22 protein-coding genes, 1 riboswitch and 1 other annotated feature (1 of these 24 only partly in view) are annotated in these 23954 nt (G+C 30.4%); of the genes, 1 reads left to right on the top strand and 21 read right to left on the bottom strand.

Annotation, left to right across the window (positions count from 1 at the left end; all coding sequences use genetic code 11):
- Positions 1-215: 215 nt before the first annotated feature.
- The 17 genes from KQI86_RS06140 to KQI86_RS06060 all read right to left on the bottom strand — a co-directional run bounded on the left by KQI86_RS06140 (position 216) and on the right by KQI86_RS06060 (position 18071).
- A complete protein-coding gene (locus KQI86_RS06140) occupies positions 216-470 on the bottom strand; it encodes a hypothetical protein (protein WP_216438403.1) in 255 nt (84 codons plus the stop codon).
- A gap of 403 nt (positions 471-873) precedes the next feature.
- Positions 874-1071: a DUF4177 domain-containing protein gene (locus KQI86_RS06135; RefSeq protein ID WP_216438402.1), complete on the bottom strand. Its 198-nt coding sequence runs from the start codon at positions 1069-1071 to the stop codon at positions 874-876.
- Between the two features lie 93 nt (positions 1072-1164).
- On the bottom strand, positions 1165-2529 hold the full coding sequence (gene purF / locus KQI86_RS06130) for an amidophosphoribosyltransferase (protein ID WP_343216147.1): 1365 nt from the start codon (positions 2527-2529) through the stop codon (positions 1165-1167).
- A complete protein-coding gene (thiC, locus tag KQI86_RS06125) occupies positions 2530-3843 on the bottom strand; it encodes a phosphomethylpyrimidine synthase ThiC (RefSeq protein WP_216438401.1) in 1314 nt (437 codons plus the stop codon).
- A gap of 129 nt (positions 3844-3972) precedes the next feature.
- Positions 3973-4079, bottom strand: a riboswitch (TPP riboswitch).
- A 132-nt stretch (positions 4080-4211) separates the two neighbouring features.
- A complete protein-coding gene (locus tag KQI86_RS06120) occupies positions 4212-4754 on the bottom strand; it encodes an NADH peroxidase (protein WP_216438400.1) in 543 nt (180 codons plus the stop codon).
- 285 nt (positions 4755-5039) lie between these two features.
- Complete coding sequence (locus tag KQI86_RS06115) at positions 5040-6452, bottom strand: aspartate ammonia-lyase (protein WP_216438399.1); 1413 nt, start codon at positions 6450-6452, stop codon at positions 5040-5042.
- Between the two features lie 61 nt (positions 6453-6513).
- Positions 6514-7206, bottom strand: coding sequence for a cysteate racemase (cuyB, locus tag KQI86_RS06110; protein WP_216438398.1), 693 nt, complete (start codon positions 7204-7206; stop codon positions 6514-6516).
- A 21-nt stretch (positions 7207-7227) separates the two neighbouring features.
- Positions 7228-8472 (bottom strand): dicarboxylate/amino acid:cation symporter, encoded by a 1245-nt coding sequence (locus tag KQI86_RS06105; protein ID WP_216439511.1) that lies wholly within the window; start codon positions 8470-8472, stop codon positions 7228-7230.
- A gap of 45 nt (positions 8473-8517) precedes the next feature.
- Complete coding sequence (locus KQI86_RS06100) at positions 8518-9690, bottom strand: NAD(P)-dependent malic enzyme (protein WP_216438397.1); 1173 nt, start codon at positions 9688-9690, stop codon at positions 8518-8520.
- A 255-nt stretch (positions 9691-9945) separates the two neighbouring features.
- Entirely contained in the window at positions 9946-10617 is a 672-nt protein-coding gene (locus KQI86_RS06095; protein WP_216438396.1) for a response regulator, read from the bottom strand.
- Between the two features lie 6 nt (positions 10618-10623).
- Positions 10624-12213 (bottom strand): ATP-binding protein, encoded by a 1590-nt coding sequence (locus tag KQI86_RS06090; RefSeq protein WP_216438395.1) that lies wholly within the window; start codon positions 12211-12213, stop codon positions 10624-10626.
- A 25-nt stretch (positions 12214-12238) separates the two neighbouring features.
- Positions 12239-13141 carry a ComEC/Rec2 family competence protein gene (locus KQI86_RS06085; RefSeq protein WP_246582705.1) on the bottom strand — a complete coding sequence of 301 codons (903 nt, stop codon included), beginning with the start codon at positions 13139-13141 and terminating at the stop codon, positions 12239-12241.
- Between the two features lie 205 nt (positions 13142-13346).
- Entirely contained in the window at positions 13347-13955 is a 609-nt protein-coding gene (locus KQI86_RS06080) for an SOS response-associated peptidase (protein WP_216438394.1), read from the bottom strand.
- 7 nt (positions 13956-13962) lie between these two features.
- Positions 13963-15624, bottom strand: coding sequence for a MutS family DNA mismatch repair protein (locus tag KQI86_RS06075; RefSeq protein WP_246582704.1), 1662 nt, complete (start codon positions 15622-15624; stop codon positions 13963-13965).
- 267 nt (positions 15625-15891) lie between these two features.
- Positions 15892-16065: a MarR family transcriptional regulator gene (locus KQI86_RS06070; RefSeq protein ID WP_216438392.1), complete on the bottom strand. Its 174-nt coding sequence runs from the start codon at positions 16063-16065 to the stop codon at positions 15892-15894.
- A gap of 110 nt (positions 16066-16175) precedes the next feature.
- Positions 16176-16886: a nucleotidyltransferase domain-containing protein gene (locus tag KQI86_RS06065; protein ID WP_216438391.1), complete on the bottom strand. Its 711-nt coding sequence runs from the start codon at positions 16884-16886 to the stop codon at positions 16176-16178.
- Between the two features lie 24 nt (positions 16887-16910).
- Positions 16911-18071: an amidohydrolase gene (locus tag KQI86_RS06060; protein ID WP_216438390.1), complete on the bottom strand. Its 1161-nt coding sequence runs from the start codon at positions 18069-18071 to the stop codon at positions 16911-16913.
- 154 nt (positions 18072-18225) lie between these two features.
- Between KQI86_RS06060 and KQI86_RS06055 the strand changes: the two genes are divergently transcribed.
- Positions 18226-19152 carry a DUF4349 domain-containing protein gene (locus tag KQI86_RS06055; protein ID WP_216438389.1) on the top strand — a complete coding sequence of 309 codons (927 nt, stop codon included), beginning with the start codon at positions 18226-18228 and terminating at the stop codon, positions 19150-19152.
- 186 nt (positions 19153-19338) lie between these two features.
- Here the strand turns inward: KQI86_RS06055 and KQI86_RS06050 are convergent, their stop codons facing one another.
- From KQI86_RS06050 to KQI86_RS06035, 4 genes are all read right to left on the bottom strand, one after another.
- The gene (locus KQI86_RS06050) at positions 19339-21126 is read right to left on the bottom strand and encodes a putative bifunctional diguanylate cyclase/phosphodiesterase (RefSeq protein ID WP_216438388.1); all 1788 of its coding nucleotides are present in this window, start codon (positions 21124-21126) and stop codon (positions 19339-19341) included.
- A 146-nt stretch (positions 21127-21272) separates the two neighbouring features.
- Positions 21273-21911 carry a hypothetical protein gene (locus KQI86_RS06045; RefSeq protein ID WP_216438387.1) on the bottom strand — a complete coding sequence of 213 codons (639 nt, stop codon included), beginning with the start codon at positions 21909-21911 and terminating at the stop codon, positions 21273-21275.
- 18 nt (positions 21912-21929) lie between these two features.
- Complete coding sequence (locus KQI86_RS06040) at positions 21930-23234, bottom strand: M48 family metallopeptidase (RefSeq protein ID WP_216438386.1); 1305 nt, start codon at positions 23232-23234, stop codon at positions 21930-21932.
- A gap of 51 nt (positions 23235-23285) precedes the next feature.
- On the bottom strand, positions 23286-23786 hold the full coding sequence (locus KQI86_RS06035) for a tryptophan transporter (RefSeq protein WP_216438385.1): 501 nt from the start codon (positions 23784-23786) through the stop codon (positions 23286-23288).
- A gap of 82 nt (positions 23787-23868) precedes the next feature.
- Positions 23869-23954 (bottom strand) — a binding site (T-box leader); it runs 157 nt beyond the window's last position.

Genomic DNA, 23954 nt, shown 5'->3' with positions numbered 1-23954 from the left:
CAATTATTAAATTATAATTATATCATATATTTGTACCAATCTTTAGTATACCATATAAGTGTATTATTTTTAACCTGATATTGCTTTAAATATAAACTTAAATTAATTAATCCAATAAATCCAATTTCATTGTCTAGGAAGTGTCTAAAATTGCTACCTTTTTAAATCCCTCTCTTGAATATAATCCAAAAGCACTATTTTCAATATCAACACTTCTACTTTCTAAAAAAGCCATAAATACTTATCGATAAACCTTCAGTTAAGAATACAGTTCCTAATAACAATACTATAAAATCGCTATCACCATGTGAATTACTTCTAATTAGAAAAAAAGCTATGGATGCTAAAGTAAATTCTATCCCCATTAATACCATATTAGTTGAAGATTTTGTCTTAAAAAACTCCTCTGCACACATAGCTGTTATCAAAAATGTTACTATAGATATAAAAACAAGGATTACTCCATCCATAATACCCCCTTCTCTCAAATATTTTTATCTTTTATTGGTATCAATTTTTGTTCTATTTATTGAATTATATTCCACCTATTTGCCTGTATGCTCCCTACTGAAGTATTTAATTTCATCAATTTGAATATGTGGTATAAATCTTAAAGTATCCTAAAAACTTAATGCTTCTTTATGATTTTCTATAACTATTTATTTATTATATTATACAAAATATTGATTACTCTTCCAAATATTTAATATAAATATACAATTTATTAAATGGTTTTTTGTAGGATTTTTAAATATAAAAAATTACTATAAGAAAGCTTCCCTATAGTAATTTTTTTCCTATCTTTTATTAGATTTTTATTTATCATGTAGGTAAAATTTATTATTCTAATAATTAAACCTTATGTATAGCTCATTACTCTGAAACAGATTTTTTAAATATCATTGAATTACTGTCCAACTTTGTATTGCCCAATGTGGTATATGGCTTTTCTAAAGTTCCTACAAACTCCCATCCATCTTTCCCATAATTATTTAATTGCTCTTCTATTGTTAAGCTGCTGTCCGAACTTAGAAAATGATCAACGGTAAGTGTTTTATATTCCCATTTCATATAAATTGATTCACCCCTTTTAATTTTAGTAGCAATATATTGTTTATTAATCTTATTGTCTACAAAAACACTAGGGTTATTCTTTAAATTTTATTACCTTATTGGATACTCTCCATTAAAGCATCCAAAGCAAAAGTTTTTATCTTTACCTAAAACATTATGAAATCCTTCTAAACTTAAAAACTCTATACTATCTGCTCCTACCACTTCTTCTATAGAACTTTTCCCTTTATGGAAGGATATTAATTCTTTATCAGATTTGATACCAATACCTAAGCTACAGGGGTGGATTACCATTGGAGAAGCAATTCTGAAGTGGACTTCCCTAGCTCCTGAATCTTTCAGCATTTTAACTATAATCTTTGCAGTTGTTCCTCTTACCATGGAGTCATCCACTACAATAACTCTTTTCCCTCTTATATTCTCAATTATTGGAGATAACTTGATCCGTACCTTTTCTTTCCTTAATTCCTTACAAGGATCTATAAAAGTTCTTCCTACATACTTGCTTTTAATCAATCCAACAGTATAAGGTATATTTCCCTCTTTTGCATAACCCATCGCTGCCGGTATTCCAGAGTCAGGTACTCCTATAACCACATCTCCTTTTATGGAATTTTCTTTAAATAATTCTTTTCCTGATAAAAACCTGGATTTATAAACACTGATACAATCTATTATGCTATCTTCTCTTGAAAAATATATATATTCAAAAGCACAAAGAGAGCTCTTTTCCTCTTTAGAAAAATTAAACTTTTTTAATCCACTAGTATCTATGGTTACTATTTGCCCTGGAGCTACCTCCTCTATTAATTCTCCATTTAAAGCATTGATAGAAGAGCTTTCTGAGGAAATTATATATCCATCATCAAGCTTACCTATGCAAAGAGGTCTTATTCCAAAAGGATCTCTTACACCGATTAATTTATCTTTTGTTAAAATAGTTATGGCATAGGCTCCTTTTATTATCTTCAATGTATTTATCAATCCTTGTTCTATGCTATTTCCTTTTTCTATTTCAAAACCTATTAGTTTTAAAATTATTTCACTATCTGAACTACTTTGAAGGTTTAATTTTTTACCTGAAATTTCTCTTAGTTCACGGGAATTTATTAAATTACCATTGTGAGCTAAAGCAATGTCTCCTAAACTAGTCTTAATTAAAAATGGCTGAGCATTTATTATATTACTATCCCCTGTGGTTGAGTATCTCACATGTCCTATAGCTGCTTTCCCTTTTAAAGCTTTGAATCTCTCCACCTGCATTAAATTACAAACTAGTCCCATAGATTTGCACACTTCTATGTTACTACCATCGGTTATAGCAACACCTGAGCTTTCCTCTCCCCTGTGTTGTAGTGCATATAGACCATAATAGGTCATCATGTGAGCATTGGTATTTTCTTTTGCAAAAATACCAAACACTCCACATTCTTCTTTTAATTTATCCCCATTCACTTAATCATCTTCTCTTAAAATATTTATATTTTTACCTTCCATTACTTTATTCATATTTCTAACTGCGCACATTTTCCCACACATAGTACAAGTTTTTTCATCTTCTGGAATTGAACTTTCTCTATATCTTCTAGCTTTTTCTTCATCAATAGCTAGTCCAAACATCTTCTCCCAGTCTAATTCTTTTCTTGCCACACTCATTTCATTGTCCCAATCTCTCGCTCCCTTTATGCCCTTTGCGATATCAGCAGCATGAGCAGCAATTTTAGTAGCTATTATACCTTCTTTCATATCCTCTAAATCTGGAAGTCTTAAGTGTTCTGCTGGAGTTACGTAGCATAAGAAATCCGCTCCATAAGTAGCTGCAATAGCTCCTCCTATAGCACTTGTTATATGGTCATAGCCCGGAGCTACATCTGTTACAATAGGTCCTAAAACATAGAAAGGTGCATCATAACAAAGTTTCTTTTCTAAAGCCATATTGGCTTCAATTTCATTTAGAGCCATATGTCCTGGGCCTTCTATCATAATTTGTACATTTTTCTCCCAAGCTCTTTTTGTTAATTCACCTAAGGTCATAAGTTCTTTTATTTGACTTGGATCTGTTGAATCAGCTATAGATCCTGGCCTACAAGCATCGCCTAAACTTATGGTAACATCATATTTTTCACATATATCTAAAAGTCTATCGTACTGTTCATAAAAAGGATTTTCCTTATCATTTAGTTCCATCCAAGCGTACAAAAGAGATCCTCCTCTTGAAACTATATTAGTAAGTCTTGGATTCCTCTTAAATATCTTAGCTGTTTCCCTATTCATACCAGCATGTATAGTAATAAAATCTACCCCATCTTTAGCGTGAGTTTCAACCACTCTAAATAGATCATCTGCTGTTAATTCCTTTAATTCTTTATCATAAAAACCAACTGCATCATACATAGGAACTGTTCCTATCATAGCTGGTGACATATGTATTAATCTTTGTCTAAATTCTTGTGTTTTACCAAAGCAACTTAAATCCATTATAGCTTCTGCTTTCATTTCTATAGCCTTTTTTACTTTTTTCAATTCAACTTCAATATTACAACAATCTTTTGATATACCTAAATTTACATTAATTTTAGTTCTAAGACCCTTTCCTACTCCTTCTGCATCTAAACTTTTATGATTCTTATTTGCTGGTATAGCAACCTTCCCTTGTGCAACTAGCTCCATTAAATCTTCTACTCTCATGTTTTCTTTTTGAGCTACTCTTTCCATCTCCTTTGTTGCAATACCTTTCCTTGCTGCATCCATTTGAGTTGTATAATTCATTTAACCCATCTCCTTCATAAATTTTAATAAAAAAAGGAAAGCATTAGCTTCCCTCATAACTTTCTGACTTCTTAACTTCTTAATTACAATAAAAAAAACACAACCTTATATAAATAAAATTGTGGTCCTTAAATTATATAAGCTCTTCCCTACGTTGGAATTATCCAAATCAGGTTATGAGGGTCTGAGATCCCATCTCACTCTCAGCCTATTTATAGGCTCCCCTAGAAATATTCAATTATTTAACAACTTAAATCTAACACAAGGTTTGTCCATTGTCAATGAAAATATTTTACTAAGTAAAACATCAGCAATAAAAGGCTTCTAGTCAAATGACTAGAAACCTTTTTTAATTGCATAGCAATTTTTTATTTAAAATATCTTCCTAATAATCCTTTGAAAGCTTGACCATGTCTTGCTTCATCTTTACACATTTCATGTACTGTATCATGGATAGCATCTAAGTTAAGTTTCTTAGCTAAAGTTGCTAAGTCTTTCTTTCCTTGACATGCTCCGTGTTCAGCTTCTACTCTTGCTTCTAAGTTTTTCTTAGTATCAGCCCAAACAACTTCTCCTAATAATTCAGCAAATTTTGCTGCGTGTTCTGCTTCTTCAAAAGCTATTCTCTTATAAGCTTCAGCTACTTCTGGATATCCTTCTCTATCAGCTTGTCTGCTCATTGCTAAGTACATTCCTACTTCTGTACATTCTCCCATGAAATTAGCTCTTAATCCTTCTACAACTTCTGGATCTACATCCTTAGCTATTCCTATTCTATGTTCATCAGCCCATGCCATGTTTTCAGTCTTTTCTATAAATTTATCTGCTGGAGCAGCACATAGCGGACATTTTTCTGGTGCCTGCTCTCCTTCGTGAACGTATCCGCATATTGTACATACAAATTTTTTCATTTTTAACTTCCTCCTAAATAATTCATTTTTTAATTTATTTTTTTACATCTCTGCTTTACATTTATTATTATATAATAATAATTATTAATTTGCAATAGCTTTTTTAAAAAAGAATATATTTTTTCCATAATTTAATCAACCCTCATTAAATCTAATATATTTAAGGGAATTATATATTCTTTTTATTCATCCTTACAATATATTATAAAACATTAAAAGTTAACAGCAAAATTTGCCATTAACTTTTAATAGAAATTTAACAACTTTTAAAGTTTAGATAGAGCTTTATTTTTTAAGTAGTTCCTTTCCAGATATACCTGGCTCGGTCATGCCATATGAATCTAGTATTGTCTCTAACTCTACTTCTTTTAATAGACCTTCATTTAATATTAATTCTTTTACAGATTCTCCAGTGTTTATAGCATTTTTTGCTATTCTAGCAGAATCCTTATATCCTATATGAGGACATAGAGCTGTTATTATACCTACGCTATTTTCTACTAACTCTCTGCAACGATCTTCATTTGCAGTAATACCATTAATACAATTTACAATAAGAGTTTCTACCCCATTAGTAAGAGTTTCTATTGATTCATATAATTTATAGAATAATACTGGCTCAAAAGCATTCAATTCTAATTGACCAGCTTCTGCTGCCATAGTAATAGTCATATCATTACCTATAATACTAAATGCAATTTGACTCATAACCTCTGGAATAACTGGGTTTACTTTCCCTGGCATTATTGATGAGCCATTTTGTTTCGGAGGAAGATTTATTTCTCCAAAACCAGTCCTTGGTCCTGATGATAATAGTCTTAAATCATTACTCATCTTAGAGAGGCTTATTGCACATACTTTAAGTGCGCTTGATACTGCAGCAAATCCATCTAAGTTTTGAGTGCCATCAACCAAATCATCATTTTGAACTAAATCGAGTCCAGTAACTTTAGAGATATTTGGAACAATATGTTTAACATACATTTCATCTGCATTTAAACCTGTTCCTATAGCTGTAGCTCCCATATTGATATATTTTAATTCCTCTTTAACTCTCTTTATTCTTACTACATCTCTTTTTATTACATTTGCATAAGCATGAAATTCTTGTCCAAGTCTTATAGGAATTGCATCCTGCATCTGAGTCCTTCCCATTTTTATAACATGATCAAACTCTTTTGCTTTAGTCAACAAAGCATCAATAAGGTTATCTAACTGAACTAATGCCTTCTCTAATAATCTTATAGTTGCAATTTTACCACTGCTTGGAATTACATCATTAGTAGATTGTCCATAGTTAACATGATCATTTGGGTGAACGTAACTGTAATCTCCTAGCTCTCCACCTAAAATTTCAGTGGCTCTGTTAGCTACAACTTCATTAATGTTCATATTCATTGAAGTTCCTGCTCCCCCTTGTATGGGATCAGTTATAAACTGATCATGAAGCTTTCCTTCAATAATTTCATCGCAAGCCTTAACTATAGCATCTCCTTTTTTCCTATTAAGCAGTTCAATTTCCATATTGGTTATTGCTGCTGCCTTTTTTATTTCTGCCAGTGCTTTAATAAGCTCAGGATGAATTCTTTTTCCTGTAATATTAAAATTTTCATAGGCTCTCAAAGCTTGAACTCCATAATAAGCATTCTTTGGAACCTGCTTTTCACCTATTGAGTCGCTTTCTATTCTATATAGCATATGCTATCCCCCCATTAATAATAATTCTACCTTAGTTATTTAATTATGCCAGGCAAGTTTTTTATTTTGCCAATTCTACAGTTTTCTTTGCCAAAATATCTGTAGAAGATATAAAGTTAAATTCACTAAAGTCATCTTTTAATGGATTGAAGATCAAAGGTAATTCTGTACATCCTAGAATAACTACATTTACCTTCTCATCTTTAAATCCCTTTAACATGTAGCTTAACTCTTCTATTTTAAATTCTCTTTCCCCAGCCTTAACTCTATAAATTAAATCTAAAATCATATCTTTAACCTCATCTGTAGGAACTACTACATCTATTCCTAGTGGGTTAAAATATTTTTCATATACCTTACCTTCATAAGTTCCCATGGTAGCTAATAATCCCACTTTACACTTTTCGAATTTATCTAATATATATTTTCCCACTTCTTCTATCATGTTTACAAAGGGTATCTCCACAGCCTCTACTAATTTATCATAAAAATAATGGGCAGTATTACAAGGAATTATAATAAAATCAACTCCATTATTTCTCAATCGTACAGCTGTCTCCAACAAAGCGCCTATAGGATTTTCACCTTCCCCCATAATATAACCAGTTCTGTCTGGAATTTTAGGATTATTATCTACTATAATATGGATATGATCTTGATCCTTTTTAGCTGGCGTTAAGTCTATTATTTTATCAAGTAAATCTGCCGTTGCTTTAGGCCCCATTCCACCTAATATGCCTACCCTTTTACCCATAATAAACTCCCCCAATTAAATTTAAGCTTTCAATGATTTATCTTTGCCACTACCCATTATGGATGCATTTTCATAATTTATTTCTCCTTCAGTGGCTGCAACCACAATAGATGCGGCTATATTACCAGTAACATTAACAGTTGTTCTTCCCATATCTAATATTCTGTCTATACCAGCAATTAATGCTGCACCTTCTAGTGGAAGTCCTACTGAGGATAGAACCATCATAAGCATCATAAATCCTGCACCTGGTACTCCTGCTGTTCCAACAGATGCTAATGTAGCTGTTAATAATATAGTTACCTGTTGCCCTATACTTAGTGGAATACCATAAGCTTGAGCTATAAACACAGCACAAACTCCTTGATATATAGCTGTTCCATCCATATTAATTGTGGTTCCAAGTGGAAGAACAAAACTTGCAATTGATTCTGATACACCAAAGACTTGTTGAACTATTCTCATACTAACTGGTAACGTACCTGAGCTACTGCTTGTGCTAAAAGCTATAGCTGAAGCCGGTGATGCGCCTTTAAAAAACTTCATTGGTGATATCTTTGACCAAATCTTAACTGAAACTGAATAAGTTAATAATGCATGTAAGAAGAATGCTACATAACAAACAAGTATTACTTTAATAAGCGGTAATAATACCTTTGGACCATTGCTTGCAATAACAGGAACTATTAATGCAAACACACCATATGGCGCTAAGTCCATAATTATTTCTGTAATCTTATACATAATTTCTGCTAAGCTATCACAGAATTTTAAGTAGGGCTGACCTTTTTCCCCTATATAAGTAGCTCCAACTCCTGTGAATAAGGCAAAGAATATAATTTGAAGCATATTCCCTTTAGCCATAGCATCTATTGGATTTGTTGGTATTATATCTAAAAAAGTTTGAATTATTGATGGTGCCTCAGTTACCTCTTGTGCAGCCGCTGCCGCTAATGAAACATTTACGCCTGGTTTAAATATATTAGCTGCTACTAAACCGATCACTATAGCAAAAGCTGTTGTGACGAAGAAGTAAAGCATGGTTTTTCCGCCTATTCTTCCAAGCTTTTTAATGTCACCAATACTTGCTGCTCCAACAACTAAGGATGCAAATACAAGTGGTACTATAGTCATTTTAATTAGATTTAAGAATAGCGTACCAAATGGTTTTATATAGGTATTTGCAATTTTAGGATTAGATACGAATAATAGCCCAACTATAACCCCAAGAATAAGACCGATCATAATTTTAGTAACCAGACTCATTTTTTTATTCCCCATAAAAAAACCCCCTTATTTATTAACTTTTAATTATAATTTTGACATTCCAGTTTTGATTGCAATATCCCCCACTGCTTTTGCTACCACATGAGCTACTTCTTTATTGAATGCATCTGGAATTATATATTCCGCATTTAATTCATCTTCCTTAACTATGCTTGCAATGGCTCTTGCAGCTGCTAATTTCATATCTTCAGTTATAGCTTTAGCTCTTACATCTAAAGCTCCTCTAAATATGCCTGGGAAAACTAGTACATTGTTAATTTGATTTGGAAAATCTGATCTTCCTGTTGCTACTACAGTTGCACCACCTGCTATTGCTTCATCTGGGTATATTTCTGGTATTGGGTTAGCCATAGCAAAAACTATAGCATCCTTATTCATTTTAGCTACCATTTCAGTAGTTAAAACATTTGGTGCTGAAACTCCTATGAATACGTCCTTTCCTCCTATTACTTCCTTTAATTCCCCCTTTTCAAACTTTCTATTTGTAAGGCTGGCAATTTCAACTTGAGCCTCATTCATCCATTCAGCTCCTTCAACTAATGCACCCTGTCTATCAACCATAACTATATTTTTAGCTCCTCCAGCCATTAACAACTTACATATGGATATACCTGCTGCTCCTGCTCCATTGATAACAATTTCTACTTCTTCAATCTTTTTATTAACTAGTTTTACTGCGTTGATTAATCCTGCAAAAACCACAATAGCTGTACCATGTTGGTCATCATGGAACACTGGTATATCAAGTTCTTCTTTTAGCCTTCTTTCTATTTCAAAACATCTTGGAGCGCCTATATCCTCTAGGTTAATTCCTCCAAAGGTTGGTGCTAAGTACTTTACAGTTTTAACTATTTCATCAACGTCCTTTGTTGCTAAACATATTGGAAAAGCATCTACGTTGGCAAACTCTTTAAATAATATTGATTTTCCTTCCATTACAGGCATAGCAGCTTCAGGTCCAATGTCTCCAAGGCCTAAAACAGCTGTACCATCTGAAACTACAGCAACTAAATTCTTTTTAGCAGTATACTTATAAACATTTTCAACATCTTCATGAATCTTTTTACAAGGTTCTGCAACTCCTGGGGTGTAAGCTAAGCTCAGATCCTTTTTATTCTTCACTGATATCTTTGATACAACCTCTATTTTCCCGCATTTTTCTTCATGAAGTTTTAAACTCATTTCTTTGTAATCCATAATTCCATCTCTCCTTAAATAAGTTTATATAAAAATCAATTATAAAATTGACCTATATATCTCTAATACTACTATATATATAATAATATAAAATTGAATTCATGCATACATCACTTATATATGTATATAATAATTTAAATTTCAAATAATTCCAACATTTTATAAGTATTATTATGATTTTGTAAATTTATTTATTATTGTTAATATTATAACGAAATATTTAAAATATTTTGATAATTCTACGCCATGACCATTTTACATGCACTTATAGGTTGTCTTTGGTCTTCCTACCTCACCATATTCCACATCTCTATACACCTCTTCAATAAGGCTTAAATATTCTAGATATCTTCTTATGGTAACCCTTGATAGCTTCATTTCTTCTGCTACTTCTTCACAAGTAAAATACTCTTGTTTATATCTTTTTATGAAGTTCTTGATTCTATTTAATGTTCTCTCATTTATACCTTTTTGTACATCCTCGTTAAACATTATACTATTAGCATTTGTAATTTTATCTATATCCCCTTGATTAATTGTAGCTTTTGAGTTAAATATTCTATATCTCATCTTAAATTTATTTAATGCATCTCTAAACCTTTCATATTCAAAGGGCTTTATAAGATAATCAACTGCTCCTAATTTTAAAACTTCATTTAATATATCGGTATCATCAGCAGCAGTTACCATTATTATATCAGTCATAATATTTAAGCTTCGCAATTCCTTTAAAAAGCTTAAACCATCGAGCTTGGGCATATATTGATCTAATATTATTAAGTTCACTTCTTTTTCTTTAATTAACCCTAAGGCTTCCTTTCCATTGTTGCATACACCTATTACAGTAAATTCATCTATGCTCTCTACGTATTTTCTATTAATTTGAGCAACCATTGGATCATCCTCAACAATTAAAACCTTAATCATATTAATTTAATCCCCCTTTGGAATAATTACCTTAACCTCTGATCCTTTGGCAGGTTCTGTAAAGAAATAAATTTCTCCTTTTAAATTATCCAGTATTCCTTTAACAATAAAAAGCCCCCTTCCCCTATTTTCTCCTTTAGTAGAAAATCCACTTTTACATATGTGTTCAATATTTTCTCTTTCAATTCCATCTCCTGTATCAATAACCTTTATAACTATGCTTTTATCGCTTTCCAATATGAGTATTTCTACATTTTTCTCATCCTTTTCGGTTATACTCACAGTCTCAATAGCATTTTCAAGGAGATTTCCCACTATGGTAACCATATTATGGCTATTAACCCTACCAGTGCATTTATTCAATACGCTTTTAGGATTAATACTTAAATCCACACCCATTTCCTTAGCTCTGCTTATTTTTCCTAGCATAAGAGCTGCCACTGTAGAATCTTTAATTTTATTAATTACAATGCTTGTTTTTTGTTGATGAATTTTTGTTTGGTTAATTATATACCTTTTAGCTTCATCCGTTTCTCCAATGTGAATCAATCCTAATATTACATGAAGCTTGTTTAAAAACTCATGGTTATTGGCTCTTAATGCCTCTACCACTTGTTTTACTCCAGTTACCTCTTCTGCAAGTCTTGTCAATTCTGTTTTATCTCTGAAAATTGTTACAGCTCCAATGACCTTTTCTTTTTCTAATATAGGAATTCTATTGGTTAGTATTATTGTATCATTTATTATCATCTCTTTGTTATACTGAGCTTCACCAGATAAAAACACTTCCGATAGATTGGAGTTAGGAATTAGTTTAAACACATCTTCTCCAATAATATCTTCCTTTCCTCCCAAAATATCGATAGCTGCGCTGTTATAAAGAGTGATTTTAAGATTTTCATCTACAGCTATTATTCCTTCATCTAAGGAGTCCAACACTTCTTGTTTTTGAATGAATAATTTCGATATCTGCTCTGCTTCATATCCTAGCAATGAATTCTTTACGCTATTTGAAATTATTAATGAGCTAACAGTACCAATCATCAGCCCTGAAGTAACTACTAGTATAATTGCAACTAATATTTCATAGTTATATCTTTCTATATTTTTCATAGTTACCTTTGCAGTTACATAGCCTACAGGTAAATCTTTTTCATCTCTCACTGGAACAAATGTAATAATGAGCCTCCCAAAATTCTCTATCATATCTTTTAGATATATGTTGTTTTTTAAGGCCGCTTCCTCACCTATGCTTATATCCTTGTTAAATCCAATCTCTTCTAAATCAGAATTTGCATATGTATTTCCACTTAAATCCATTATAACTATTTGATCTATATTTTTAGAGGATACCGCTATATCTTTTATGTATTTTTGTAAAGGTTCTTTTTCTCCTTTGTTTTTTAGAATTTCTATAACCATTGGGGATTTTGAAAGTATTTTAGTAGTATTCATTAAGTTAATTTCCATTTCTTTTCTAACCCAGGACATTCTAAGTTTGCTCATAAACACAGCAGTGATTGCCAAGGATATAAAAACAACTGTAAAACTTAAATATACTATTTTGGTTTTTAATTTAATATTGCTATTCCCCATACTTTCTCACCCCAATTTTAAGGAACTACTTTCTACCTGTTTTATAGCTTCCTTCAGCCACATTAAATTTTATGTTTTGTCCATCGCTAGTTGCTATAATATCTCCTGCTTCATCCACTCTGTAAATTTTAATCCCCATATTTTTAACCCTATCCATAACTTCTTTATGTGGATGTCCATAATCATTTCCTTTGCCAAGAGTAATTACTCCATATTGTGGATTTACTTCTTTCAAAAATGCTGCTGAACTAGAAGTTCTACTTCCATGATGTCCTAACTTAATTACATCTGCTTTAATATCAAGCCCATTTTTAATTATTTCTTTTTCTGCTAAAATCTCTGCATCTCCAGTGAATAAGAAAGAATTGTCACCATAAGTAACCTTTAATCCAATGGAATAATTATTTGTATTTTCATAAGTAGAACTATTTGGTGCTAATATTAAAACTTCTGCATCCCCTAATTTAAAAGTTTCACCTGGGGTTGGAACTGTTGCTTTTAAATTTTTCTTTTTCATGCTAGCAACCACATCTTTGAAAGTTTTTGTATTAGCTGTCGCTTTTGGCATGTACATTTTTCCTATATCAAAATTATCTATGACCACATCAGTTCCACCAATATGATCTTCATGAGGGTGAGTAGCTATTAAATAGTCTATTTTCTTAACCCCTTCTTCTTTTAAATAGCTAACTAATTTATCTGCTGATGCATTAGGCCCTCCATCAATCAACATATAATTATTTTCATATTCTACTAGTATGCCGTCTCCTTGTCCAACATCTATAAAATGAACCTGAAGCTTTCCATTCCCCTTAGCTCCATCCTCTTTAGGAATTAGACTGCTTTCTTCTACACATCCGAATAGAAATAAAGAAAGCACCATAATTAAACTAAATACTACATATTTAACCGCGTTTTTTTTCTTCAAATAATCATCTCCTCTAAACAAAGTATCCTCTAAACCAATTATAGTAATTCATAGTTAAGTTGTACAGGTCATTTCTAAACTAAAGGGCGAAAAGTTACAAGATAAAAGATAAAAGAGAGAAAACTTAAAGGTTTTTAAGTTTTCTCTCTTTTAAATTATCTGGGACAAAATCATAATAGATTTAAACACTCTATACAAAAATTCTTTAGAATAGCAGTGACATCTGTTCATATCCGCTATCTTCTACGATCTTCAATGAACCATTTTTATAGGGTTTTAATATTTCTTCTAAATTCTCATCTCCAGCTAACCAAACTTTCTCTTCCCCTAACTTAAACATAACTGGCATCCTATGATGAATTTCACTCATTTCCTCATTAGCTTCCGTTGTTATAATCGTAAAAGCTTCATAAGTTTGCCCTTTTTCATCTATGAAAGTATCATATAATGCAGCCATAGAAAAAATCTCTTCATCTTTTAATGAAATTTTATACTTTATCTTACTGCCTTTTTCACCTTTCCATTCATAAAATCCGTTAGCTGGAACTACACATCTATTCTTAAGAGCCTTTTTAAATAAATACTTCTCTTCGATACTCTCACTTCTAGCATTTATGATTAAGTTTTTATTATTTTTCAAAGTAAATCCCCACTTTATGAAATGCAATGTATTATCTCCTTTAATTATAGGAGCCGTATTGCTTGGAAATATTTCTTTTCCATCAAAACATTTCTTATCATCTTCTTTATTTATCAAATCAAAAGATGTTATAACATTTTCTAAATCACCATTTAAGAAAAATCTTCCACACATATATAACCTACCCCTCTTCAACCTCTATACCCGCTATTTTCATCAGGTATAGAGCATTTCTAGTAGTTGATACTCCTTTTCTAAGTTTATAATCAAAGTGTATCTGGTTGTTCTCGTAGTATTCCTTGAAATGATAGTTCTTAACTTTAGAATTATGCTCTTCTAAGCTACCTAACTCTAAATCATGAGTAGATACCAATCCCAAAACTTTCTCTTTACTTAATTTATTTATTAATATTTTTGCTCCTGTATGCCTATCCACAGAGTTAGTTCCCTTAAATATTTCATCTAACAAAAAGAATATTGGCTTTTTTGTCTTAACTCCTTCAATAAGTTTATTGATCCTCAACAATTCCCCATAGAAAGAAGATATATTTCTCTCTAAATTATCACTAATTCTCATACAAGTATATATATCCATCAAAGAACAAGTAAATTCCTCAGCACACACTGGTGCTCCTATGTATGCAAGTAAAAGATTTATTCCAGTAGTCCTTAAAAAAGTACTTTTACCTGACATATTAGAACCTGTTATCAAAAGAATTTTTTCTCCCTCACCTATGGAGAAATCATTTTTTACTGCTCTATCTCCTAAAAGTGGGTGTCCAACCTTCTTACCTCTTATTATAAGTTTTTCTTTTTGTATAGTTGGAGTAGTCCAATCAGGATTTTCAAAAGAAAGGATAGCTATGCTAGATAGGGATTCAAACTCTCCTATAACCTTAAGCCACTCTTCTAAATGTTTCCCCCATTTTTTCTTCCACATCTCTAATTTAATCATATGCTTATAATCTAAAAGAAATAAGATATTAAATATAACATAAAAAAAATTGCCTCTATCAGAAATACTTTGAGAAATATTCATTAATTCTTTTATAGCTGTTGACGCTTTTTCACCTTCATTTTCAACTATTCTTTCCTTCAAGCTTACAAGATATTCAGAACGAAACTTTTCTTTTTCTATTAAACTTATCATATTATAGTAGCTCTCTATATATTTTTTATATAAAAATACAGTTTGCAATGCATAGTTTCTTTTCTTCTTATCATTAAATAATGCTACTATACTGATAAAAATAAAAAATAATGCTCCATAATAATATAACCCCCCCATTAGGAAAGACAATATTATAAATACTATAGTAAATAGCGGTATACTAGTAGTTAAAGTTTTTATATAGTTTTTACTATATAAGTCCTTTTTATCCACGCACCACTTTAAAAGTCTATCCACATGTCCTTGTTTATCCTCTTTTAAAACTCCCTCTCCCTCAAATCTTTGTCTCCATCCTATATTACTTCCTAATTCTTTTATAGCTTCCTGTCTCTTCATTATTTCATCTTCACTATAACTAGGGTTTTCTAAAGTACTTTTAAATTTAGTTTTTCCCATAAAGGTGTTAGTGCAATTGATGTATTGAAAAAGAGAACTAAGTCCAAATAAATCTAAATCTCCTGAGAATGAATGATCTTCATCAATATAGTCCTCTCCATCTTCTCCAAAACTTCTCCACTTGCCCTCTATTCTATTTATTCCTTTTTCATTTATATGTATAATTCTTTCCACCAAATTTTTATTTTTAATTAATTTCTCATGTATCTTAGCTAAAAAAAGAAATAATGTAATCCACAATAAAAATGATATCAAAGTAAAAATATAACTGTTCATTTTACGGGAAATGAAAAAAGAAAATATACACCCTCCTATAAAAGTTGCAAATCTAAATATACTAATTAAATTAGCTATTCTCTTTTGTTTATCATACAAAGTATTAAATTTATTTTTTCTTGTTATATATACAGTTTTTTTATCTTTCAATTTTTTCACCTGCTTACTTTTATTTACTATCTTCTAATTCATTATGCCATAATTAAATACTTTATCCAATAAATTTAGAAATAAAAGTACATAAAAAATAAGCTCAAAATTTTGAGCTTATTTTGCACTATAATAGCATCTTTTCGGTGATTCGATTAATTCTTCTTTCTTTAAATTCTTAATAGCCTTATCCACTTCTGCCTTATCTACTGCTAATTTTTCAGCGATTTCACCCGATTTTAGTGGCTCTGAACCCTTCAGTAAATCTAACACTTTATCTTTTATTTCCATAACAATTCCCTCCTAAGTATATTATTTTCCTTTTCTTACATATATAATAAACAATTATTAATTAAAAATCAATATTAATTAATAATTTGTTTAAAAAACTTATATAAATATCATTTTATATAAGTTTCGTAGTCTTCCAACTCTAAAACTAAACTTTGGCATAATTTATATGCTTCCTCTAATATTATTTCTATTTTTCCTACATACATACCATACTTATCTTCTAATAGATTTTCAAATATATTTATTAAAAAAATTTCATCATCGTTAGAAAACTTTTTTAATTCCTCTAAGGTCAATGGGTAAACTCCATTTATAGCAGAATATTTATATCTTAAAGCCCACATTAAGGGCTTTAGAATTCTTTTTAATAACTTTTTACTTAAAAGAGATTCTTCTCCTTCATTAATGCATATGAAATGTCTTATTCCCATTATAATGTACACATTTAAGTTCTTGGTGCCTTCTATAAAATCTTTTTTATTGGGATAAGGTACATTTAAGCTACCATATAAAATCTTCCCATCTGTCTTGTACTGAATAGGAGAATACTCACGAGTAAAATGAGGAAGTAAGCATTCTTTAAAGGATGTAATTTGAGGATTCAGCTTAGGATGAGGATGGAGGGATTTAACTATCTCTCCTACTTTATATAAATCTCCATACTTCACTTCATCTAAGAATACCCACATATCAATATCACTTTTTTTCCTCACTTCACCTCGGGATAAACTTCCTGTAAGCAGTACACATTCCACTCTCTCTTTAAAGGTTTCTACTATCTTATCCCTAAATTCATTTATTTTTTGATAAGATTCCATATACCCCTCTCCATAAAAATTACTCTACCCTTCATATTTATAAACAACTTCCCCATTGATTATGGTATATAAAGTTTTTGTTAGGCTCTCCAATGGATTTCCATCAAAAATTGCTATATCAGCATCCTTTCCATTATCAATACTTCCAGTTCTATCATCTATTCCAATTATTTCAGCGGCATTTATTGTTATTGCTTTTAAGGCTTCTTCCTCCGTCCATCCCGCTTTAGCGGCAAGTCCTGCGCACATTGACAAATACTCAATTGGAAGTACAGGGTGATCTGTTGTTATAGCTACTTTAACTCCTTTTCTATTTAATGTTCCCGGAGTAGTAAAGTTCTTATTTTTAACCTCTATCTTACTTTTAAATGTAAGAGTTGGCCCAACTATAGCAGGAAACCCGGATTCTTTTATATGTTCTGCAACAAGGTCCCCTTCTGTACAATGATCTAATGTCATCATCACATCAAATTCCTTGGCAATTCTTATAGCCGTTAGTATATCATCAGCCCTATGAGCGTGAGCCTTTAGAGGTATTTCCTTTTGGATTACTGGTATTAAAGCTTCCATCTTTAAATCAATATCAAAACTCTCTCCCTTTGAAACTGCTTCATCTTTTTTATTCTTATAATTTTTAGTCTTTACTAGAGTCTCTCTCAACAATGCTGCCGTAGCCATTCTAGTTATTGGCATCTTTCCCTTAGAGTTATAAACTCTTTTTGGGTTCTCTCCAAAAGCAATTTTCATGGCACTGGGAGCCTTTACTACCATTTTATCTACACAAATTCCGCAGGTTTTAATGATTGCAAATTGTCCTCCTACTACATTTGCGCTTCCAGGTCCCGTCATTACAGTAGTTACTCCACCCTTCAATGCTTCACGGAATGCTGTGTCAAAGGGATTAATTCCATCTATAGCTCTTAAATGTGGAGTTACAGGATCAGTAATCTCATTTATATCATTTCCTTCAAAACCCATACCTTCTTCAATTAAACCAATATGGCAATGAGCTTCTATAAATCCTGGTGTAACCCATCCCCCTTTAGCATCTATAATCTCACATTTTTCAGGAATTTTTATATTTTCTCCAACTTCAATTATTTTTCCATCTTCTATTAATATGCATCCATTTTCATAGTTTTTACCGTTCATAGTAATTATTTTTCCGTTTTTAATTAACAACAATAAATCCATCCCCTTTATATATTTTTAAGTATTTATGTATATTTATATGTTTACGGCTTCATGTTTATATTCATGTAAATTTATATTACCATACTTTTCCCTTTATTTTCACGTATATAATATAAAGATAATAATTTAAGGAGGTTATTAATTTATGAAAAAATCCATAAAATATCTTGTTGGATTATTAGTGATTTTATTCATATTCACATCCTGCGGATCCTCAAAAAAATCTCATGATGAATATTCTAGCTCAGTAAAAAATGCAGAAACTGAAATTTATAACCTTAAAGACAATGATTCTTCCATATCTACCGAAAATACCAAAAAAGATTCCTCCCCTGCCGCAGAAATAGCAGATAGAAAGATCATACAAAATGCCAATATAGAAATACAAACCTTAAATTTTGATAACAGTACTTTAGAATTATCAAAGAAGGTAGAATCCTTTGGAGGGTATATAGAGAATTCTAATATTACGGGAAAAAGAATTGATAATGACCCCTCTATAGAAAATAGATTTGCTGAAGTATCTATAAGAATTCCAGTAAAAAAATTTAATGAATTTATTAAAGATCTTCAAAACCTTGGAAATATAACTAACCAGCATATAAATACTACAGATATTACTTCTCAATATTTCGACACTGAAGCACGTCTTAAATCTTTGAAAATACAACAAGAGAGACTTTTAGAGCTACTAAAAAAATCCGGTGAATTAAAAGATATGTTAGAAATAGAAAGAGAATTAGAAAGAGTGGGCTATGAAATAGAAACTCTCACCGGAACATTAAAAAAATGGAATAATCTAATAGAATACTCCACTTTAAATATAAATTTATACGAAGTACAAAAATATAAAAAAGCAAACCCTCTATCCTTAAAAGATAAAGCATACTATGGTTTCATCTCATCAGTAGAAAACGTAGTATATTTAGTTAAATTATTGATAATATTTATCATATCATCAATACCTTACTTGATAACCATACTACCTTTTATACTTATATTTAAGTATTTTAGTAAAAACAAAAAACTCAATTTAAAAAATTTATTTAAAAGAAACAAAAAAGATATTTAAATTATAAAATGTTTATTGTTTGTTAATATATTCATAATTTTAATTTAATATTTTACCTATATAATAAATATATAATAGATTTTTAAAAATAACAGTAAAATTATTTAATTAGAACCAGACCTCCCCCTTAGGAACGGAAGATATATCTTCCGTTTTTTTCTTTTCAAATATATTAATGTCTTTAAATTAATGTTGTTTTTTTAAAAAAATTTCCACCTTTTCTTTGGGTAATGGTCTGCTTAAAACATATCCTTGTATTTTATCACAATTTTGTACTCTTAAAACTTGAAGTTGAACCTCTTCTTCAACTCCTTCAGCTACAACATCTATTTTCATTTTATGTGCAAGTTGAATTATTTCAGCAGTTATAGCCTCCTCAACAGAGCCGTTTTTTACATCATCAACGAAACTTTTGTCAATTTTCAAAGTATCTATTGGAAGCTTCTTTAAATAGCTTAAAGAAGAATACCCTGTGCCAAAATCGTCTAAAGACACTCCAACTCCTAGATCTTTAAGAGATTTTAACTTTTCCGCTACAGAATCTATAGATTTCATTAAGGTACTTTCTGTTATTTCAATATTTAATAGCTCTGGTTTCATATCATATTTCTCCAGGGTCTCCTTAATAAAAAATATAAAATCCTTTTGCTGTAGCTGTATTGAAGATACATTTACTGATATAACAATTTCATCATAACCTTTTTTCTTCCATTCCATATACTGATTGCATACCGTTTCTATTACCCATTTTCCAATGGATACTATAAGACCCGTGCTTTCTGCTAAAGGAATGAAATATGCCGGAGATACTAAGCCTCTTGTAGGGTGATTCCACCTAATCAATGCTTCTGCACCAATAATTTTTTCAGTCTTCAAATTCATTTGAGGTTGATAATATAGCTCGAATTCATCATTTTCAATTGCCCTTCTTAAATCAGCCTCAAGCTTTGTTTTTTCTAAAATTTCTTTATATATACTAGTGTTAAAAAACTCATAAGTATTTCTTCCTTTTTCTTTAGCAGCATACATAGCGGTATCCACATTTCTAAGCAATGAAAAAGCATCTTCTCCATTATTAGGGTATATATCTATACCAATACTAACTGTAGTATATATCTCATGTTCTTCTATACATATGGGTCCTTGAAAATGATTTAGTATTTCTTTTGCAAAAATTTCAACCTCTTCTTTTGTTCCCTTCATATTTTTAATGATTAAGAACTCATCTTCTCCTACTTTACATAAAATATCTTTTTTATTAATAAATTTTTTTATCTTTTCGCTAACGGTTATTAAAAGTTTATCTCCAAATTTGTGGCCTAATGTATCATTTATGTTTCTAAAATTATCTAAATCCACTAAAAATAAAACAATTCTACTTTCACCATTATATGCGTTTATTTTTTCACCGATTATTTCTTTAGAACAATGAAAATTAGGTAATCCAGTTAATCTATCATAGTAAGCCAATTGTTTTATTTTTTCTTCGTAGTTTTTTCTATCAGTTATATCAGATAGGGAACCTGCCATTCTAATTGCCTTTCCGTCCCTATCTCTTAAAAGCTTTCCTCGAGTTAAAACCCATTTATATTCACCACTTTTTATTTTCAACCTATATTCACTGAAGAAGTAATCACTACCTCCTCTTAAATACTCTTTAAAAGCATTTAGCGTGTCATTTAAGTCTTTAGGATGTATCAACCTAGTCCATCTACCTATTATGCTTAATTTAGGATTCAAAACCTCTAAAGGTATTTTTTCTTTCCATTTCTCAGATATGAAGAATTTATTATTTGTAAAATCCCAATCCCATAAAGCGTCGTTTGCCCCTTCTACTGCCAGTCTATATCTTTCTTCACTAACCCTTAGAGCTTCCTCATTTTTTTTCAACATTTCATATTGATTTTTGAACTCTTCTTCCATTACACCTAAGTTAGTGCATATATGACATACCTTATCAAGTTTTGAATCCATAGCAATCCCCATAAACAACACCTACTCATTATAATTATGTAATATATATATTTTACCAAGTATATATTACCATAAATTGAATGAATTTTTAATATTTAGACAATAAAAATATCAAATTTTACATTTTTTATTAATATCTTTTCTATTTAATTGTAATTGTCTAGGATATAATATACTTTTTCTGCCATAAAATTAATAATAGTTTTTTTGCCTTCATAAGGAATGTAGGATAGAACTTCCCTTAAATTCTTTTCTTTTATAATATCTATTCCACTATATATAGATTCTATTATTTTAAATGAGTTGTCCTCATTTTCCACATAATTTTGTATGCCGCTTATTATGTTGTCGCATAAGCTATCTACATTTACAAATTTTCTTATGGCAATATTTACTCCTGCCATCATCTTATCTATTTCTCTTCTTAGAGTATCTTTCACACTATCCTTTTTTATGAAATCTTTTATATACTTCAATACTTCATCTTTATTGTTGTAAATATAAACTTTAAGTATATTTTCAAATCCTTGAGGTAAAACATCTTTAAGCTTTTTATCGCTATTCTCAGAAGAATTAAATTCTTCGGCTATGATGGAATTTAGTTTTTCCTGAGTAAATTTATTGTTATCTATGGTCTCTAACAACTTTTTATAATCTCTAATTATAGTTTTAAATTCCTCTTCGTTCTCTGCATCTCCATCCATATCTGTTCTTAATTGACTTATCCTATCAGTAATTAAATTTTTTATACTCTCTAATTCTAATTCATTTAAATTCACAAACATATAATCACCTCATAATTTTTATTTTATATATTTTAAAGGTTTATTTTCCTTCCATGGTGCGTACTCCTTAGCAAATATGACTCTATCATAATAACTTGGATGACTGTAGTACCACACCTCATAAATTTTACTAACCTTTGGTAAGCTTAAGCTATTTTCATGAAGTTTAATAGTAGAGGTTATTACAGAGGAATTATCTTTAGTAAGTTCAAGAGCATACCTATCCGCTTCCCTTTCTACATATCTAGAATATGTATTAGTTATGGGATTAGCTAAAAATAAAAATATATTAAGCAATAGAATAATCAAAGGCATAGCTCCCACATCTACAATTCTTCTTACTCCAAGTATATCTCTCCATTTATGCAAAATCCAAAGCAAAGATTTATTTACCAGGTATAAGACCAAAGTAAAGAGTGCTCCTCCTAAAACTATGGACTTCCACACATCTCCCATGACATAATGACCTATTTCATGAGCTGTGATTGATAATGTTTCCCCTTGAGTCAAATTATTTATAGTGGTATCCCATAAAACAATTCTTTTAGAGTTAAATACGCCAGTCATATATGCATTCATTTCTTTTGTATCTACACTTTTGTTTACCTGATACACCTTACTATTACTTATATCGGCTATTTTTAACTGTTCCTCAATCTTAGTTTGCAGATCTTTATTTTGTATAGGAGTATACTGATTAAATAGAGGATCTATATACATAGGAGAAATAAATGTAACAAACATTAATACTGGTATAGATAAAAGTCCATTATAGAGCCACCATCTTTTTGGGCTTTTATTGATAATAAAATATGGAACCCAAATAAATATAGAAGTAATCAGTGTATTAATAGTAAATCCCTTTAAGTAATTACTGAACCATTTATAAAAAGTTTGATTAGACAACCCAAAATTATGTCTATGAACAAAACCTCTATAATAGTCTAAGGGAAAAGTTATAATGCAGCTTATAAGCGTAAAGAAAATAAAAAATAATGCAAGTTGAATAATATAGTTTCTACTTATTCTCTTTACGAATTCACTTAACTTTCTCGATAGTCCACTTAATATAAAAATAATAGGTATAGCAAAGCTTAATATTAAATTAACAGACCAAATATTTAAATTTATTTTTCTGTAATGTATAGCCTTATCTGATACTTTTGCAATACTGGCTTTAGTAGTATTGTCTAAAACAACAGTATAAGAATTATCCTTCTTTAGTTTTTCCATATTTGAATTTTCAAAGTATCTAACCGAAAAAACAAATAAAAATATAAAAGTAAAAAATACGGTCAAAGTCAAGTAAAATGATTTTTTCAACTACATCCCTCCCTTATAACCATTATATTATAAAAGGTAGATATATATAATCTAGTGTGCGTATTTAATTGCCCTATTTAACATTTTAAGTGTAAAAACCATTCCTACAGAGTTAATACAAGTAGCAAGTATTACCGTAGGATATAGTGCAGCGAAGCTAGCAGGCAATCCTACCATTATTAAAGCAAGTAGTAAAAACACAGTTCCACTTACTAATGTGCCCAAAAAAGTTGTAATAATTACTCCCTTACTTTTATCTAATTTTATATTAAATATTTTCATAAAAATATAAACAAACTGTGATGTTATTATCTTATCTATAAAGTTTGGTATTTGTCCCCCTGGAAAAGTTGTAGTAAGAGCTGTAAGTATTCCTGAAATTACTCCAATAACAAATACGAATTTATAATCTTCAACAAAGGTTAGACATACAAACATCATTAAAAGTAAGAAATCTGGTTTCATACCAAATATAAAATTTGGTGAGATTTGGTGGAGAAGTAAACCTGCTGCTAACAATACTGAACTTAATACAAATTTTTTCAATGTCATAATAAAAACCCCTTTCAATTTTTAAATTTATATTTACAAAAGCGCGCTTAAGTTTTTATACAATAAAAAAACTCCGCCCTAAAAATAGGGCGAAGTATTATTCGCGGTACCACCTAAGTTATGCTAAAAAGCACATCTCTTATTCGGATACAATCATATCCTAGCCTT

The sequence above is a fragment of the Clostridium mobile genome (assembly GCF_018918285.1).
Lineage (GTDB): Bacteria > Bacillota > Clostridia > Clostridiales > Clostridiaceae > Clostridium_AW > Clostridium_AW mobile.
This window is presented reverse-complemented; position numbering and strand designations above follow the sequence as displayed.

Bases quoted from the DNA above. Each gene is read 5' to 3' on its own strand.
- KQI86_RS06140 (WP_216438403.1), bottom strand. From the start codon at position 470: ATGGATGGAGTAATCCTTGTTTTTATATCTATAGTAACATTTTTGATA.
- KQI86_RS06135 (WP_216438402.1), bottom strand. From the start codon at position 1,071: ATGAAATGGGAATATAAAACACTTACCGTTGATCATTTTCTAAGTTCG.
- thiC (WP_216438401.1), bottom strand. From the start codon at position 3,843: ATGAATTATACAACTCAAATGGATGCAGCAAGGAAAGGTATTGCAACA.
- KQI86_RS06120 (WP_216438400.1), bottom strand. From the start codon at position 4,754: ATGAAAAAATTTGTATGTACAATATGCGGATACGTTCACGAAGGAGAG.
- KQI86_RS06115 (WP_216438399.1), bottom strand. From the start codon at position 6,452: ATGCTATATAGAATAGAAAGCGACTCAATAGGTGAAAAGCAGGTTCCA.
- cuyB (WP_216438398.1), bottom strand. From the start codon at position 7,206: ATGGGTAAAAGGGTAGGCATATTAGGTGGAATGGGGCCTAAAGCAACG.
- KQI86_RS06105 (WP_216439511.1), bottom strand. From the start codon at position 8,472: ATGAGTCTGGTTACTAAAATTATGATCGGTCTTATTCTTGGGGTTATA.
- KQI86_RS06100 (WP_216438397.1), bottom strand. From the start codon at position 9,690: ATGGATTACAAAGAAATGAGTTTAAAACTTCATGAAGAAAAATGCGGG.
- KQI86_RS06095 (WP_216438396.1), bottom strand. From the start codon at position 10,617: ATGATTAAGGTTTTAATTGTTGAGGATGATCCAATGGTTGCTCAAATT.
- KQI86_RS06090 (WP_216438395.1), bottom strand. From the start codon at position 12,213: ATGGGGAATAGCAATATTAAATTAAAAACCAAAATAGTATATTTAAGT.
- KQI86_RS06080 (WP_216438394.1), bottom strand. From the start codon at position 13,955: ATGTGTGGAAGATTTTTCTTAAATGGTGATTTAGAAAATGTTATAACA.
- KQI86_RS06075 (WP_246582704.1), bottom strand. From the start codon at position 15,624: ATGAACAGTTATATTTTTACTTTGATATCATTTTTATTGTGGATTACA.
- KQI86_RS06070 (WP_216438392.1), bottom strand. From the start codon at position 16,065: ATGGAAATAAAAGATAAAGTGTTAGATTTACTGAAGGGTTCAGAGCCA.
- KQI86_RS06065 (WP_216438391.1), bottom strand. From the start codon at position 16,886: ATGGAATCTTATCAAAAAATAAATGAATTTAGGGATAAGATAGTAGAA.
- KQI86_RS06055 (WP_216438389.1), top strand. From the start codon at position 18,226: ATGAAAAAATCCATAAAATATCTTGTTGGATTATTAGTGATTTTATTC.
- KQI86_RS06050 (WP_216438388.1), bottom strand. From the start codon at position 21,126: ATGGATTCAAAACTTGATAAGGTATGTCATATATGCACTAACTTAGGT.
- KQI86_RS06045 (WP_216438387.1), bottom strand. From the start codon at position 21,911: ATGTTTGTGAATTTAAATGAATTAGAATTAGAGAGTATAAAAAATTTA.
- KQI86_RS06035 (WP_216438385.1), bottom strand. From the start codon at position 23,786: ATGACATTGAAAAAATTTGTATTAAGTTCAGTATTGTTAGCAGCAGGT.